Annotated in this window: 17 protein-coding genes and 2 tRNA genes; 10 read left to right on the plus strand and 9 right to left on the minus strand. The window is 44.3% G+C overall.

Annotated elements, in window-relative coordinates; all coding sequences use genetic code 11:
- The first annotated feature begins 43 nt into the window (after positions 1–43).
- The 6 genes from MSG34_RS00465 (at position 44) to MSG34_RS00490 (ending at position 5,975) form a co-directional block, all read left to right on the plus strand.
- Complete coding sequence (locus tag MSG34_RS00465; protein WP_248335961.1) at positions 44–1,192, plus strand: iron-containing alcohol dehydrogenase; 1,149 nt, start codon at positions 44–46, stop codon at positions 1,190–1,192.
- 225 nt (positions 1,193–1,417) lie between these two features.
- Positions 1,418–2,164 carry an amino acid ABC transporter ATP-binding protein gene (locus MSG34_RS00470; RefSeq protein WP_048606287.1) on the plus strand — a complete coding sequence of 249 codons (747 nt, stop codon included), beginning with the start codon at positions 1,418–1,420 and terminating at the stop codon, positions 2,162–2,164.
- The gene (locus MSG34_RS00475; RefSeq protein WP_248335962.1) at positions 2,164–2,961 is read left to right on the plus strand and encodes an amino acid ABC transporter permease; all 798 of its coding nucleotides are present in this window, start codon (positions 2,164–2,166) and stop codon (positions 2,959–2,961) included. The genes MSG34_RS00470 and MSG34_RS00475 overlap by 1 nt, the downstream gene beginning before the upstream one ends.
- Before the next feature lie 12 nt (positions 2,962–2,973).
- On the plus strand, positions 2,974–3,783 hold the full coding sequence (locus tag MSG34_RS00480) for a transporter substrate-binding domain-containing protein (protein ID WP_248335963.1): 810 nt from the start codon (positions 2,974–2,976) through the stop codon (positions 3,781–3,783).
- A gap of 128 nt (positions 3,784–3,911) precedes the next feature.
- Positions 3,912–4,838, plus strand: coding sequence for an amino acid ABC transporter permease (locus MSG34_RS00485; protein ID WP_050620648.1), 927 nt, complete (start codon positions 3,912–3,914; stop codon positions 4,836–4,838).
- 192 nt (positions 4,839–5,030) lie between these two features.
- Positions 5,031–5,975, plus strand: coding sequence for an ADP-ribosylglycohydrolase family protein (locus MSG34_RS00490; protein ID WP_248335964.1), 945 nt, complete (start codon positions 5,031–5,033; stop codon positions 5,973–5,975).
- Between the two features lie 66 nt (positions 5,976–6,041).
- Here MSG34_RS00490 and MSG34_RS00495 read toward each other — a convergent pair whose 3' ends face one another.
- Entirely contained in the window at positions 6,042–6,926 is an 885-nt protein-coding gene (locus MSG34_RS00495) for a LysR family transcriptional regulator (protein WP_248335965.1), read from the minus strand.
- 102 nt (positions 6,927–7,028) lie between these two features.
- Between MSG34_RS00495 and MSG34_RS00500 the strand changes: the two genes are divergently transcribed.
- Complete coding sequence (locus MSG34_RS00500) at positions 7,029–7,640, plus strand: LysE family translocator (protein ID WP_248335966.1); 612 nt, start codon at positions 7,029–7,031, stop codon at positions 7,638–7,640.
- 68 nt (positions 7,641–7,708) lie between these two features.
- On the opposite strand, the gene MSG34_RS00505 is transcribed toward MSG34_RS00500, so the two are convergent.
- The 6 genes from MSG34_RS00505 to MSG34_RS00530 form a co-directional block, all read right to left on the minus strand.
- Positions 7,709–8,896: a DUF1501 domain-containing protein gene (locus tag MSG34_RS00505; RefSeq protein ID WP_248335967.1), complete on the minus strand. Its 1,188-nt coding sequence runs from the start codon at positions 8,894–8,896 to the stop codon at positions 7,709–7,711.
- Between the two features lie 8 nt (positions 8,897–8,904).
- A complete protein-coding gene (locus MSG34_RS00510) occupies positions 8,905–10,266 on the minus strand; it encodes a DUF1800 domain-containing protein (protein WP_248335968.1) in 1,362 nt (453 codons plus the stop codon).
- Positions 10,267–10,406: 140 nt separating this feature from the next.
- On the minus strand, positions 10,407–10,838 hold the full coding sequence (locus MSG34_RS00515; protein WP_248335969.1) for a GNAT family N-acetyltransferase: 432 nt from the start codon (positions 10,836–10,838) through the stop codon (positions 10,407–10,409).
- Between the two features lie 92 nt (positions 10,839–10,930).
- A complete protein-coding gene (locus MSG34_RS00520; RefSeq protein ID WP_248335970.1) occupies positions 10,931–11,425 on the minus strand; it encodes a GNAT family N-acetyltransferase in 495 nt (164 codons plus the stop codon).
- Positions 11,426–11,497: 72 nt separating this feature from the next.
- Positions 11,498–11,836, minus strand: coding sequence for a zinc ribbon domain-containing protein YjdM (locus tag MSG34_RS00525; protein ID WP_004731484.1), 339 nt, complete (start codon positions 11,834–11,836; stop codon positions 11,498–11,500).
- Positions 11,837–12,016: 180 nt separating this feature from the next.
- Positions 12,017–13,180, minus strand: a complete 1,164-nt coding sequence (locus tag MSG34_RS00530) for a threonine/serine exporter family protein (RefSeq protein WP_004731486.1) — start codon at positions 13,178–13,180, stop codon at positions 12,017–12,019.
- A gap of 525 nt (positions 13,181–13,705) precedes the next feature.
- Here MSG34_RS00530 and MSG34_RS00535 point away from each other — a divergent pair.
- The 3 genes from MSG34_RS00535 to MSG34_RS00545 all read left to right on the plus strand — a co-directional run bounded on the left by MSG34_RS00535 (position 13,706) and on the right by MSG34_RS00545 (position 14,475).
- Positions 13,706–13,780 (plus strand) — tRNA-Gly (locus MSG34_RS00535).
- Between the two features lie 38 nt (positions 13,781–13,818).
- Positions 13,819–13,893, plus strand: a tRNA-Gly gene (locus MSG34_RS00540).
- 324 nt (positions 13,894–14,217) lie between these two features.
- Entirely contained in the window at positions 14,218–14,475 is a 258-nt protein-coding gene (locus MSG34_RS00545; protein ID WP_081230397.1) for a hypothetical protein, read from the plus strand.
- A gap of 161 nt (positions 14,476–14,636) precedes the next feature.
- Here the strand turns inward: MSG34_RS00545 and MSG34_RS00550 are convergent, their stop codons facing one another.
- Positions 14,637–15,122 (minus strand): hypothetical protein, encoded by a 486-nt coding sequence (locus MSG34_RS00550; RefSeq protein WP_248335971.1) that lies wholly within the window; start codon positions 15,120–15,122, stop codon positions 14,637–14,639.
- 112 nt (positions 15,123–15,234) lie between these two features.
- On the minus strand, positions 15,235–15,729 hold the full coding sequence (locus MSG34_RS00555; RefSeq protein ID WP_248335972.1) for a cupredoxin family protein: 495 nt from the start codon (positions 15,727–15,729) through the stop codon (positions 15,235–15,237).
- Between the last annotated feature and the right edge of the window lie 43 nt (positions 15,730–15,772).

The raw sequence follows: 15,772 nt of genomic DNA on the forward strand, positions 1-15,772 counted from the left end.
ATAAACCAAAATAACAAATTTCGCTTTACACAAGGAATCTCTGATGCAATTTACTTACGTTAACCCTACTGTTATCCACTTTGGCCAAGGCCAAATCAACGCTATCAGCCAAGCGGTTGATACTTCAAAGAAAGTACTGGTCATCTATGGTGGCGGTTCAATCAAGAGCAACGGTGTTTACGACCAAGTTGTAGAGTCTTTAAAAGATCACTCTTGGATTGAGTTCTCTGGCGTTGAAGCAAACCCAACCAAAGAGACGCTAGACAAAGCAGTCGCTCTTGTTAAAGAAGAAAACGTAGAGTTCATTATCGCTGTTGGCGGTGGTTCAGTAATCGACGGTTCTAAGTACGTTGCTGCAGCGGCTAAATACGACGGCGACGGTTGGGACATCCTAGCGGGCAAACACCAAGTAACTGAAGCGACGCCAATCGGTGCGGTACTGACACTTCCTGCAACAGGTTCTGAATCTAACATGGGTGCGGTAATCACTCGTAAAGAGACTCAAGAGAAGCTGGCATTCATGAACCCTGCGGTACAGCCTAAGTTTGCGGTTATGGACCCAGATGTAATGAAGTCTCTGCCTGAACGCCAACTTATCAATGGTTTAGTTGATGCGTGGGTACACGTGTGTGAGCAATACATCACTATGCCAACAGACGCGATGGTTCAAGACGGTTACGCGGAAACACTGCTTAAGAACCTACTTGTACTGGGTAAGCAATACGACGAGCGTGACAACGACGCATGGCGTGCAAACCTAATGTGGACAGCAAACCAAGCGCTTAACGGCCTGATTGGTACGGGTGTTCCTCAAGATTGGGCAACACACATGATTGGCCACGAATTCACAGCACTATGGCACGTAGACCACGCACGCTCACTTGCGATCGTTCAACCTTCACTACTTCGCAACCAAATTGAAGCGAAACGTGGCAAGCTAGAGCAAATGGGTCGTAACGTATTTGGCCTAGAAGCGGGTACTGATTTAGCAGAACGCACAATCGCTGCAATCGAAGCCTTCTACCACAGCCTAGACGTAGCAACCATGTTCGACGGCTACGAAACAAACAAAGCAACGGCGATTGACAATGTTGTCGCTCAACTTGAATCACACGGCTACCTACAACTTGGTGAGAACCAAGCAATCACACCTGAGAAAACACGTGAGATTCTAGAGTCTGCGATTCACTAAGAATCGGGAAAATAAAGAGAAAGCAAAGATAGTGGTCATACAACGATGAATTTTCACATCTGACTGAACCCATTACTTTTTTCTTTCGTACAACACAAGCAGCGTTCATTTTGGGCGCTGCTTTTTAATTTGCCCTACAAGATGCTATTAAATTCTCATAAGTCCCTAATTTTATGTGCAATAATATTTCTATATTGTTAAGGTAAACCTGTCTCTTTACTAGGTATGAACAACGATTTGAACAATCTCAAGGAAATGGTTAAGTTTAAGTCACTTAACAAGTGGTATGGTGATTTTCATGCCCTAAAGGATATCGATTTAAATATTGAACAAGGAGAGATAGTGGTGATTTGCGGGCCGTCTGGTTCGGGTAAATCAACCTTGATCCGTTGTATCAATCAGCTAGAACCTTTCGAAAGTGGCGAACTTTCCGTGCTAGAACAAGTACTCCCGAGTAAGTTCAACACACCAGGTCAAGTCGGAATGGTGTTTCAGCACTTTCATTTATTCCCCCATCTTACCGTGCTTGAGAACCTTACTCTTTCTCCAATTCGTACGCTGAAAAAAAGCAAACAAGAGGCCGAGAAGATAGCAATGCACTATCTCGAGCGTGTGCACATTGCAGAACAAGCCAACAAATATCCAGTGCAACTTTCTGGCGGTCAGCAACAACGTGTGGCTATCGCCCGTTCTCTGTGTATGAAGCCGGAATTACTCTTGTTCGACGAACCCACTTCAGCGCTTGATCCGGAGATGATCAACGAAGTGCTCGATGTGATGGTTGAACTGGCGAGCGAAGGCATCACGATGGTGTGTGTGACACATGAAATGGGCTTTGCAAAACAAGTGGCCGACCGCGTTATCTTCATGGATGAAGGACAAATTGTGGAATCGAATACCCCACAAGCGCTCTTTGAAAACCCTCAACATGAACGCACTCAAGCGTTCCTAAATCAGATCCTGACTTATTGATGTTGATTCGAATTATTAAACCCGCCCTTTCCGCTCTAGTACAAATTGTTGTACTTGTGACAGCTGTTGTTTGGATTCTCGATTCTGGCGCACAAACCATGGGATACAGCTGGCAATGGGAGCGCGTGCCGGACTATATTGCTTTCTATGAAGATGGCGAATGGTGGCCTGCTGAATTAGTTGAAGGGCTACTGGTTACCATCAATATCTCTCTGATTTCTTTGGTCGCGACACTGATCATCGGCTTAACGACAGCGCTATTGAGAAACTCAAATTCTGTGGTTGGACGCACCTTAGCCACCAGCTATGTTGAGTTAATTCGTAACACGCCGTTATTAGTACAAATTTATTTGCTCTATTTTGTGTTTGGCCCCGTATTAGGGCTCGACCGTTTTAGCACTGCCGTTTTAGCCTTGGCACTTTTCCAAGGTGCTTACACCGCCGAAATCTTCCGTGCTGGTTTAAATGGTATTGCGAGAGGACAATTTGAAGCAGCTCAATCTTTGGGTTTATCAAAGACCTATACTTACTGGGATGTGATTCTTCCTCAGGTGGTGCAACGCACCTTGCCGCCTTTGACTAATGAAGTGATCTCTCTTATCAAAAACTCTTCGATTGTGAGTGTCATGGCTATCTTTGACCTAACAACCGAAGCCAGAAACATCGTTTCTGAAACCGCGATGCCATTTGAGATTTGGTTCTCTGTGGCGATCATTTATCTTGCACTTACACTTTCACTTTCTGCCGTTGCAGCTTGGCTTGAGCATAAGCTCGGAGCTAACTGGCGAACACAATAAGGATTTATCAGCATGAAGCTATTTAAAACCGCAATTACAGCCCTACTTGCGCTTGCCGTCAGTTTGCCTGTACTTGCTTCTGAAACGCCTAACTTAGACAAAATCAATGAACGTGGCTCTCTACGCGTTGGTATGTCGACATTTGTTCCTTGGGCGATGCGTAACAAACAAGGCGATCTTGTAGGCTTCGAAATCGACGTGGCGAAACGCCTTGCCGAAGATTCGGGTTGGAAAGTCGAGTTCGTTCCTACGGCATGGGACGGCATCATCCCTTCTCTACTTTCGAACAAGTTTGATGTAATCATTGGCGGTATGTCTATCACTGAAGCTCGTGCTAAAAGCGTATTGTTCACTGAACCTTACTCGCACTCTGGCGTTCAACTGGCGGCGAATAAAGAGCTAGCAGAAGGTTTTACGCAAATCTCTGATTTTGATTCTCGCCGTGTGAAAATTGCCGCTCGTCGTGGTGCATTCACGGTTCAAGTAGCTCGTGAAACCTTCCCTAAAGCGAAAGTTCTACAGTTCGATGACGATGCTCAAGCATTCCAAGAAGTATTAAACGGCAACGCACACGCGGTGATCGCGTCTAGCCCGAAACCAGAACACGAAGCGATTAAAAACGCAGACACGCTATTTATTCCATTCGAAGAACGCCTATCAAAAGGTAATGAAGCATTTGCAGTTCGCCTAGGTGAAACTGACAAGACAGAATTCTTCAACGAGTGGATCAAAGCACGTACTGAAGACGGTTGGTTGAAAGAGCGTTACGAGTACTGGTTCTCTACTCTAGATTGGCAAGACCAGATTGCTCAAGGTCAGTAATCAAAACTATTGCTAGTGAATCGAGGCAGTGCAGTGTTTGCGCTGCCTTGTTAAACACAACGAGAAAGCTATAACCTCATAGCCACCTCTCACAACACATCAATTATTATCGTTTAAACAGGAATGACGTGAGTAGTACTAGCGCATTAACAACACCTAAGCCCAACGTTCATATGAAGCCTTGGTATCAACGCCTTAACCTTTTAGATGGCGTGTTACTCGCTGTCATTTGTGTGTTTGCAGGCTGGCTTTATTATCGTTCCGCTGTTGGTATTAACTACCAGTGGCGCTGGGAAGATGCGTTTACCTTGATTTTCATTCCGCCTTCTCAAGGCAATATTCCCTACTTTTTCCAAGGTTTGATCGCGACACTGCGCTTGAGTGTTTGGAGCATGGTGTTAGCTCTCTCTTTTGGTACATTACTTGGCGTTGCTAGGCACTCTAAAATTGCTTTCTTTCGTACGCCTGCACTGATTTTTATCCAGCTGGTTCGAAATATCCCACCACTGGTTTTTGTCTTCATATTCTATTTCTTCGTTTCTAACCAACTGATTCCATTACTTGGTTTAGAAAGTATCTTGCGTGAACACAACGGCGATATTAACGCTGTTCAAGCCTTTCTGTTTGGTCCTGCTAACCTTTGGGAAAACTTGGCGTCTGGCGTTATCTGTATTGGTTTGCTCTCTTCGGCTTACATCGCAGAAGTGATTCGAGCTGGCTTAGAAAGTATTCCAAAAGGCCAATGGGAAGCGGCTGACTCGCTCGGCTTGTCGGCGTTGTCTAAGTATCGATTTGTGGTTGGCCCGCAAGTATTAACGGCCATCACACCGCCATTGGCTGGCCAAGCCATCTCTTTGGTTAAAGACACGTCGATTGTGTCTCTGATTTCGATCCAAGAGATGACTTTCGTTGGTACTGAAATGGCAAACTCCTCGGGTTTGATCTTCGAGATTTGGCTGATTGTAGGCTTCGTATATTTTGCTTTATGCTTTGTGCTTTCACGTCTGTTCAAAGTGATTGAGCAACGTTCTAGTGCTTACCTTAACCATCAGTAACGTCATTCATCAAAAGTGCCGACTTGCCCGACCATTCATCACCCTTATCTATTTCACCTTATTGGTTTAAGTTATTGACCAGTCAGGATTTATTCCTTCATATTTCTTCTTAGAAACACAGCAAAATGCTCGGCTAATCACTATACTTAACGTATCGAACTACGTTGATTCATCTGAAGGACATCGCTCAACATGGACAATCATAAAGAAAGAGCTTTTTACGCCGTTGTCGGCGCATTGGTTGGAGACGCTGCTTCAATGGGGCTGCACTGGCTATATGACCAAGAGAGGATCTTACACGTAGCGGGTTTTGAGCCAGAATTTCGCTCTCCGAATCAGTTCGATTATCAAGACAAGGGTTACTTTGCGCACCAAGGAAAAAGCGCAGGTGAACAATCGCAATATGGTGCTCAGCTATTGGCGATGGTCGACAGCCTAGTCGACAACCAAAAATACGACGAAGCGAGCTACATCAAACACTTCCGCTTCTGGTTTGATTTTGGTGGTAGTTGGCGAGGCTACATTGATAAAGCGACTCGTATGAGCTTGTTGAACATCCATCAATTAGAATTGGCAAATGCCCCGATTACTGCCTGTGGCGCGGATGATACACAGCTCCCCGCAGTCTCAAAGATCATCCCATTAGTGGCGTGTACTTACACCTCTCACACCTTACCTGCAATGGTAGAGAGTGCGGTACGAGTGACCAACAATAACGACAAAGCCGTCGAATGGGCGCAGGCCATCACTCTACTGGTTCAAGCGGCAATTCAAGGCAACTCGCCACTGCAATCGGTAGAAATGGTGCGACAAACTTGTAGCAAGTTCATACACGATCAAATCGACGAAGCACTGGCTGGTCCAGAGCTTTCGATTACAGATGCCGCGAAGAAGTTTGGATTACATTGTGAATTGAGCGCTGCGTTCCCCTTGCTGATTCGCATCATTGCAGGTGCTCAGAGTTATCAACAAGGTATTCGAGACAATATCTTATGTGGCGGTGACAGCTGCGGGCGTGCGATTGTGATTGGCGCGGTATTAGCGGCGTGTTTCTACGAAGAAGATGGCGAAATTCCAACCGAATGGCTAAAACAAGTCGAACTCAATGGTGGCGTGCTGTCTTTGCCTATTGAGTGATTTCCACAATAACGAACTAGAGTCTGACATAAGACAAGCCAACTTCTAGGTCGGAGGCTATCGTTCCTATAAGGTTGGAACACACTGCGATAACTCATTCTTCAGCCAAACCACAAACGGACTTTCTGGCTCATTACAGTTGTCATCTTGTGTGAGCAATATGTACTGATGGCCGGAAGGCACAAAGCCGAACGGCGCGATTAAGTTGCCTCTATTCAAATCATCAACCACCAATGGATAGGAACCAAGAGCCGCTCCTAGTCCATCAACGGCCGCTTGAAAGCAGAAATAGAAGTGTGCAAAGGTCTGGTTTGATATAGCTTGCGACACCATTCGGCTATCAAATTGGCTATCTTTGGTAATAGATGCCCAGTGGTTCCAAGCGTTTAATCGCGTGCTGCTGTGCAATAATTTCACATCGGCTAGCTTGTCTTTGACCTGTTGCCAATAATCGGGCGAGAACACAGGGCCAACCCATTCTTCGACTAACGGAATCTGTTTGTAGTGCTCGGTTACGTTGAAGTCGTCTCGGCGAATTGCCATATCTAATCCCGTTGCGCCTAATGTCACAGGCCCACCTGCGGTAGACAAGCGAACATCAATTCCGGATTCGTTATAGAAATCACCGAGTCGAGGCATTAACCAACGCATGGTCAATGTGGGTTCGCATGAGACTTCCAACGCTCGATGATTCAACTGATTAAGCTTATGGACTCCAGTCTCCAAGGCTTGGAACGCTTGCCCTGTGTAACCTTTGAGTAATTCCCCTTCTTTGGTGAGACACACATTCCTACCCTGTTTGTAGAACAAAACTTGGGATAAGTGATTTTCCAATACCTTGATCTGCTTACTCACTGCGCCATGTGTGATATTAAGTTTATCCGCCGCATCACTGTAACTGCTCGAATGTGCTGCTACGTGGAAAATATGAAATGCTTTCAAATGTCTCATGTGTGATTTTTTCTCACAGATAGGTGGAATTCATTTCGATTATAGGCAGCAATAAAAAACCATACAATGCTAGCTCATCAAATATAAAGAGTTGGAGTCATTATGGAGTGGTTAAGCCTAGCAGTATTGGGATTATTGATTGTTATCAGCCCTGGAGCTGATTTCGTTTTAGTTTTGAAAAACAGTGTCAATCAAGGAAGACAAGCTGGGATTTGGACTGCAATCGGTGTGAGTTTAGCGATTTGTGTTCACATCAGTTATTCAATGCTGGGGATCAGTTACTTAATCTCACAGAATGAGCAGCTGTTTGATATGATCAGGTACGCAGGCGCAGCCTACCTTATTTATCTAGGGCTAAAAGGTATCTTGAGTGCGGACAACAAGCTTGCACCGATGGAAGATACAAAACAAAGCACCAATGTTTGGCGCTATTTAGCCCAAGGCTTTTTATGTAACGTACTCAACCCAAAAACCATGTTGTTCTTCTTGAGCATCTTCAGCCAAGTCATCTCACCTGATGCAGAAAACCAGCATGTCGCGCTCGGTTATGGGTTTTACATGATCGTTCTTCACGGCTTATGGTTTGGAATTGTCGCTATGCTGTTTACGTCAAATACATTGCAAAAGCATCTATTAAGAGCAAAGAAAAGGCTTAATCAAGCGTGTGGATTTGGCTTAGTGACGTTCGGAGCACTGTTGGCGATTAAATCGTAAACAAGCGAGTCAGAAATAGAAAGCGATTCAAACGACTGAATCGCATCTAACTGGGTCTTGGTAAACCTCTAAACAAGATTCATCGGTCTAATATCGGCACTATCAGGGAAGATAGTGTTGAGCTGTTTCACTTCTACCGATAAGTGTTGGTAGAGCACGCCCTTGATAACCGAACGCATATCAATCGTTGGATTAAGATCTCGGCCTTCATATAGTTGGCTTTGGCTCAAGCCCGGCCAATTGGCAATAACCTTACCACCCGCTCCTTTCAACGATGGCAGCGCACCACCCGCAACAAACATGACGTTGCCAGTGCCGTGGTCGGTGCCTTTGGTGCCGTTTTCTTTTGCTGTTCGACCAAATTCACTGGCCGCGATGATCACTGTCTTCTGCCAACGATCACCAAGTGAAGCCTTGAGAGCCGTTAACCCAACATCCAAAGTTTTAAGTTGATTACTCAACCGTCCATTTACGTTGCCTTGATTGGCGTGAGTGTCCCACCCTCCGAGTTCTAACGCTGCGATGTTTGGTCCGTTATCAGCCGATAATATGTCGCCTGTTTTACCCATCAGTGATTTAAACTGTTTACCGACACCTTGGTCTCCCACAAATTGATCTATCTTCATGACACTTTCAATGTTTGAAGACAACATTTGGTCACTTTGAAACAACTCTTCCAGCAATTCCGTTTGTTTATCGCGTGTTTTTAAGCGGTTTGGGTACCAACTTGCCACGGTCGATTCGCCCTGCATGATGAGTGGTAAGCCCGAATCAATCGCTATTCCATCGTATTTTTCTGAGCTCAACGTGAGTAAACGGTTAATCCACCCTACGGTGTTAAACGGGTCAGAAGTGCCGTTCTCTAATATCTTCTGTCCATCAAAATGTGACCGCTCGCGATAAGCGGTTGAACAAGCGTGCACAAAGCTGAGTTCGTTACTTTCATACCATTGATGGCACTGCTTTAGGGATGGATGAAGTCCAAAGAAATCATCCAACTTCAGTAACTGTTCTGGTTTTAATCCGATGTTGGGTCTCAAATTAGAGTAATCCGAATCGGCATGCGGCACTACAACATTTAAACCATCCATCGCGCCACGCAGTGATACCCAAATGAAGATATTGTCCGAACCTGTTTTGGCAAAGCTTGGAAATGGCACCATCGCACTGACGCCAACAGCCGCCGCAATACCCATGAACTGGCGGCGGTTAATACTATGTGGCGCTTTATTCTGAGAACAATCTGACTTTTTCATACCCACTCCTAACGATATTGAAACTGCGGACTTAGCCACAACAGGGAAAGTTGCATTGCAGCACTGTCGGCTTTGTTCAATACAATTTGGGTGTGTTCATCAATAGCATCGCCATATAAACCCGCGATCACTTTATCCACTACCGCTTTCGGCTTAAGTCCTGACGCTTTAGCCGATTTTATTGCAGCAGACGCAAGCCTATTCGCAACTTGCATACGTTGAGTCAACGTCGAAGGGCTATTGTAGTCTCTGTCTTGATCCGACCAGCCTGCAGGTGAACCCGGTTTAAAAGGAGGCTGCCCTAAATTGTTGAGTGCATTGAATGCCTGTTTCTCGTTTAAAGAAATATCGGCACTACGAAGGACGGCAAACAGCCACTCCTTCGGCGGTCTAAAACGATTGGGGTTAGGTTTACTCGCCTCAGCGCTGTTCAATAACAAGCGATAGATTGGCAGTAAATCTCCCTCGCCTTTCAGATATTCAGCAACCATTTGCTCTGAGAGTTCTTTAGGTGTGTCACCAATGAAATGCTGACAAAGCTTATCAACCAAGTGCGCAGCAGTGTCTTTGTGGGTCGCTAAGGTTTGTAAACACGACTCTCCTTGCGAGACGCCGGATTGAGAATAAGACTTTCCAAGCAGTGTGATACTTCCTGGCTCATGCAGGTTATTAGCAAATCGAAACCCAGCACCAGGAGATTTGAATTTAATGCCCCAGCCTGAAATGGCTTTTGCTAAAGCAATAACATCTTGCTGAGTGTAAGAACCATCAACGCCAAGAGTGTGGAGTTCTAAGATCTCACGAGCGAGGTTCTCATTGAGCCCCTTATTACGGCGCTTTCCGACTTTTGAATTGGGACCAATCGAGAGTTGATTATCGAGATACAGAAGCATCGCAGGATGTTTAGAAGAAGCCATCAGCATCTCGCCAAAGTTACCATTCCAATGCTGGCGAACCACATCGTTTTCAATGCTGGCGGCCAAGGGCATCAGTTTTCGATTATCGACCGAGATGGCGAAGTGATTGCTCCAAAACTGAATGATGCGCTCTTGAAAACCATAAGGCGTTTCAACACTTTGTAGGTGGCGAGCTTGAGCTTGTTGTCGATACTGCGTTCGAAGAAAAGACTGCGCTTCTTTCTTCATAGTTTGCATCTGTTGTTCGTCACCCTTGGCCTTCATTCGTTGTACACGATTCTGTCCTACTTTAATCAGAGTAGATTCGGTACTCGGTAAATCTTGTATGGCTTGGTGAACGAATGGCTTTTTATCCAACTGTTCTACAGGAGAATAATAGGTTGTTTGACCTAGTTTCGGCCCTAAACCAAACCTTTGTTCACCCACAATTTTTGAAGTCGGGTAATAATTCATTGCACACTCCCTTACGCTCGATCTTTTCTAAGTGTAATCGCTTAGTCATTAAGCATAGGGAGCTTTACAAGGTTTTACGTTAGATGGGTGTCAGGTGCCTATCAAGTTACCGACACGGTGTGATCATTTTGAATGAATGTCTATTTACGCCACATATAGACAAACTGGTCGTTTTGCGAGGTGATTTCAAAGCCAAACCTCAAGTACAACTCCCCAACTCGATTACCTTGCAGGTAACAAAGTTCGACGGGTTTATTGAGGCTGTCAGCCTTAGTTAAGCAATCTTCCAATACTTGGCTGCCAATGCCCTTTCCATGATACTCAGGCAGTAAGAAGAATCGGCAAAAATAGAAATGTTCGCCTTTGTCTTGCAACAATACACTGCCAATCGCTTTGCCTTGATATTCAATGATTTCGGGCCGTTCTTCTGCCCACTCTTCAGCGTGTATATCTCGTTGAACCTGCTCATCCCAGCCAAATACGGCCTTGATAGGTTCAAACTCAGCGGCCTTCTTAAGCTCAAACAGAAATTCATAATCTGATGACTGAGCAGATCTTGTTGAATACTTCAAAATGCCTCCAACAATAATTGGCTGTGGTTTCATTTTCGTTTAAGCCGGAATTCAGAGCCCCCGAGACAACCAAAAATGCCACGCTTAAATGTTCATTTTGGTTCTAGTTGGTAACGTAAGACTTCGTGCTTATCTTGCTCTGAGTAAAAGGTATTCAGGAATTGTCCACCGCACTTCTCAATCACTTTTTGCGAAGCAATATTGCCCCTCTCACAGGTAATGATAGCGCTTTCGGTCAATACGTGTCGTTGAACCCAAGACAACATATGACTTGCGATACCCCGACCTCTGGTTTGCGGCAGGGTCTCATACCCGATATGTCCAATGACATCGTGAATGTACGGACTGGTGCCATGACGAACTCTTATCACTCCAAGAATACGGCCAGACTCGAAACAAAAATAAGTAGAAGCAGGCGTCCACCCTTCTGGCAAACCCTCACCTTTTGAATAAGCAATTCGTCTTTCCAAATAGACATCACTGCCATCAGAAATGCCCGTGTAAATATCTAACCCATCTTCAGTACAGGCATTCACATAGTGATGAAAGGCAGTTGAATGTGAAAGAGCAGCTTTAACCATGTCCATATGATGTTGATTCTCCGTCGGCTTCTACGCTATTTAGTCCAGGAGCGACTCGCAATTTTGACCTATTATCGACTACTGCTTTTTAACGTACTTCGCCGTAACCAGCATTTCACCGCCACCATCCAGTTTGCAATCTAGCTGGTGATCTTTACCTTCGTTGATGCGTCGAATCACAGCTTTAGTACCAATTTTCAATACGCTAGAACTGCCTTTAATTTTTAGATCTTTAATGAAGGTAACTTTATCTCCACTTTCCAATACAACGCCATTCACGTCCTTAACACGCGCGGCTTCTCTTTCTAAACGCTCTTCTTCTGGGTTCCATTCGTAGGCACACTCAGGGCAGATTAGGTTGTTTTGGTCTGGGTAGACATATTCAGATTGGCATTGCGGGCAAGGAGGTAGAGACATACGTTAATACTTCATTTAAATAGAATTTGTTCCATTTTAATGGCTCTTGTCAGGCTTAGCGAGCATAAATCTAACAAGTTTTACGAAGAGTTAATTGTCTTTAAAAAAAGAGCCCTTCCTAAAACGAACAAACACAGCCGCTAAGCTGTGTTTGTTTAAAAACTTGAGAAGCGGAACGGTTTAACGTTCGACTTTTGGTGAGTAAATCGAGTAAGCGGTGATTTGCCCTGCCACGATTGCAGAGAACATGAATAACGCCGACAAACCGATACTCGGGATAGGCAGAATCGATTGTTCAAACACCGACTGGCTGGCACTCACCAATACTCGGCTACCCGGAACCAAGATGATGATCCCTTGCACGATATAAATAGAGCCCGTGAGCTCCATCTTTTTAGCAATCCAAGTTCCGTACAAAGTAATAAGAACCGTTGTCACCCAAGTACCGACAACCCAACCACTATCAAAACCTAGATAGAACGGTCCCCACATACCGAGAACGGCAACTGGCAAACCAAGTAAGATGTCTTTAGGACGTGCATTGAACATCACACCGATAGACACAGAAATCAGCACCAAGCCAGATATGTGCATCCACATCGGTACCGCATTGGTATAGTCGATGGAGACCGCTTGTCCCCATATCGCTTCACCAATATTGAGCCCCATGATAATCCCGACAAACAGCTTAATCAGCGTTAAGGCACTCTGCCCTAGCAAGCTGGTACCAGAGACTAAATCATTAAACGCCAAACATTCTAATGCGTTGGCTATGGATAACCCGGGGACAAACAAGACAATCGAGGCGATACACAACGCCCACACCGGAATCGGCAACCCTGTGCTCGCCAGAAACGCCACGAAGATACCCGTTAACAGTGCCGAGATGAATTCAACCGCGATAGCGCGACGTGAATGAAGAACTTGCTGACATACCCAAACCATCAAACCCAATAACGCGGAAAAGCCCACCGCTTCCAACGTACTGCCCACCAGCATCAAATAGGCCGGCGGAATACCCATATTGGCAAGTGCAGTCACAAATTTAGAGTAGCCGACAGGCTCTGGTACAGGCTCACTACTTGGCTGGTTAATACGAATGATCGTATTGGCCAACAAACTCAGGTTAATTGACGCAGGCTTTAGACGCTTAAGAATAACGGCGTTGTTATCGTCTGGAAATTGATAGTTAATCGCAGTTGGCGTAGCTTGGATCATCACATCAACACCATGCTTTTTTGCATAGAATTGAGTGTATTTCTCTAGCTTGTAAGGAGCACAGCCACTGCGGTGAAGAGTGTCACCAATTTCAACAATTTTGTTAATTCGGAACTGAGAAGGCATGGGTATTTTAGGGGAGACAAAATGTGCGGCAAATGTACCAAACGATAGACGGAATGACGAGACTTTTGCGTGAATTATCAACTGAACTCGTTACTTTTTTCTGCAAAGCCTTAGAAGTGCCTATAACTCTACTCATTTGGGATTAGTTTACTGAATGTTTTGACCGGCTGATAAGTTAAATTTATGCATTCAGATTGTTATTAGTGGACGCCAAAACACAAATAAAAATCAGTTTATGTTAACACTCCAAATTCCTTAATTTTCATGAGATTTATGACAGCCAAGTACCACTAAAACAAGTTTATAAATTAAGGCGGATTTATCGCAAAAAACAGCATGACATTTACTATTATTTCTCGCCCTCCTTTTTTAGAGATTTTAGTCACATTTTATTCACTCTGAAAACGCCGAACATGATGGAAAAACTAGCGGAGTGGTGGTTATGCGAGCACTTAGAATAAAAATGAAAGAAAAAGGTTTCGTTTTCAGTTAGATGTGGCATTATCAAACTCGTTAAGACGATGTGCGTGCATCGTATAATGGCTATTACCTCAGCCTTCCAAGCTGATGATGCGGGTTCGATTCCCGCTGCACGCTCCAAGTCTCTTAACGCCTCAGTCTTACTCATAAGACAGTGTGCGTGCATCGTATAATGGCTATTACCTCAGCCTTCCAAGCTGATGATGCGGGTTCGATTCCCGCTGCACGCTCCAACTTCTCCTTAAGATCCATGATGTACTTTGTTCCAGCGACACACTATTCAAAACCTTTCTCCGTTAGTTAAATCCATAGTCATTAAATCTATACTGATTAAACTTATTTTGTTTAAGTTTAGATTGACCAATCAACGCTAAGTGACCAACCAAAGCTATTAACTCCTTAAATCGCTTCGTATTTCTGACACCTATCCAAATCACACATGCAGTTCAGCTTTTAATGATTTTCAAAATTGTTCCAATTTAATAATCTTGGTCAATATCTGGAAAAACAGTTGTGGTAATGTGCGCGCATTAGCAACAACCCATAAATAATAAAAAATGTTTAAAAGCAATGAGTTAACAATTAATATCGATGCAATTAATGTCGCACTGTCAAAAGTAGAAAATGCGAACAAAATTCAGCTAGATACATTGAAAGGTTATGTGAACAGCGAGCCTGAACAGGCTGTACTGGCTTTTCGATCGCTGAATGAAGCAGAATCAATCGACGACAAGTTTAAAAAGATCATGTCAGAGCTACCGCACCTAAGCGGCGAGGCACACCACCTGCTTGAAACTTCTATCTTACTACAGTGATTCTAACTACAGATAAGCCTCAGCCAATACAAGTTAGTTCATGTATTCCTGAACAGGTTGAGACTTATCTTTAACTGGTCACAATGTTTAACCAATGACTTAGCTGCCACACAAAGCTGTGCTGATAGGTTGAAATGAGTTGGTGATGTAACGCCCTCGTATTACTCCCAGAAGTTCCACCACTTTTTGCTGTTTTCTTCACGCTGCTGTTGGCCTTTCTCTGACCCTTTTCCTTCTTCTGTACGCTCTTGTTCCGCTTTCTTGTCTTTCTGCTTTTCTAATCCCGACTTTTCTTCGTCATTATCCATACCATCTTCAAGCTTTTCTTTCTTATCTTTGAGCTTCTCTTTACTCTCTTCGAGGGCTTCTTTCTCGTCTTCCAAATCGTCGAGTTCTTTATCTAGTTTCTGCTTATCTTTTTTGTTCTTACTTTTTTTCGCTTTCTTATTTTTCTCTTCGATCATTGAATCAAGCTGCTTCTCACGATCATCAATTTCGCCTTCAACTTTTTTAGCCTCAGCGAGCGTTTTCACTTCTTCTAAATCGGGCTTACCTTTACCAGCCCACTCAGGTTTAGCAGCAATGCTGTGGGTCGACCACGTTATTAAAGCACCCGTTACTGCAAGTACTAGAACTGTCTTATTCATCCTTAAGCTCCTATTCCTATAGTCTTTTAAAGCTAATACCTAAATAGCACTAAAACAAGGTAGCCATACCTAGCACTCATCCCTTTGAACTAGATATGGCTTGTGTATCACCTTATAGCGTTAACGACTTCACCATACCCGCTTCAGCGTGACCAGGAATATTGCACGCGAACTCTACGTTATTATCACCATGGAAATGCCAAAGCATCTGTTTCGCTTTGCCCGGCTTAACTGTAACTGTGCTGCCCGAGTCATGAGCGTGATTACCCATGTTTTTCATCATTTCACGGTGCTCTAACTGCTCTGAAGCAGAACCAATCGAGAATTCGTGATCAATCTTGCCTGTGTTCATCACAACAAACTGCACCACGTCGTTCGGCTCAATATCAACCTTGTTCTTAAATGTGATTTTCATATCGTCACTTAACAGAACATGAACCACTTTATCCGGCTTTGCGCCTGTCGCAGGCATACCCACTTCAGACATGCCTTCCATATTCATCATCGAATGGTCCATCTTTCCATCCTTCATCATGCTGTGGTCCATTTCAGCAAAAGCCGTTGCGGTAGTTAACGTCAGTGCAATCGCAATAAGTGTCTTTTTCATGATAGTTCCTTAGATAAATTCAGTTATTTATTTGTTAGTTTCA

This window comes from Vibrio sp. 1CM2L (assembly GCF_023161695.1).
GTDB lineage: Bacteria > Pseudomonadota > Gammaproteobacteria > Enterobacterales > Vibrionaceae > Vibrio > Vibrio coralliirubri.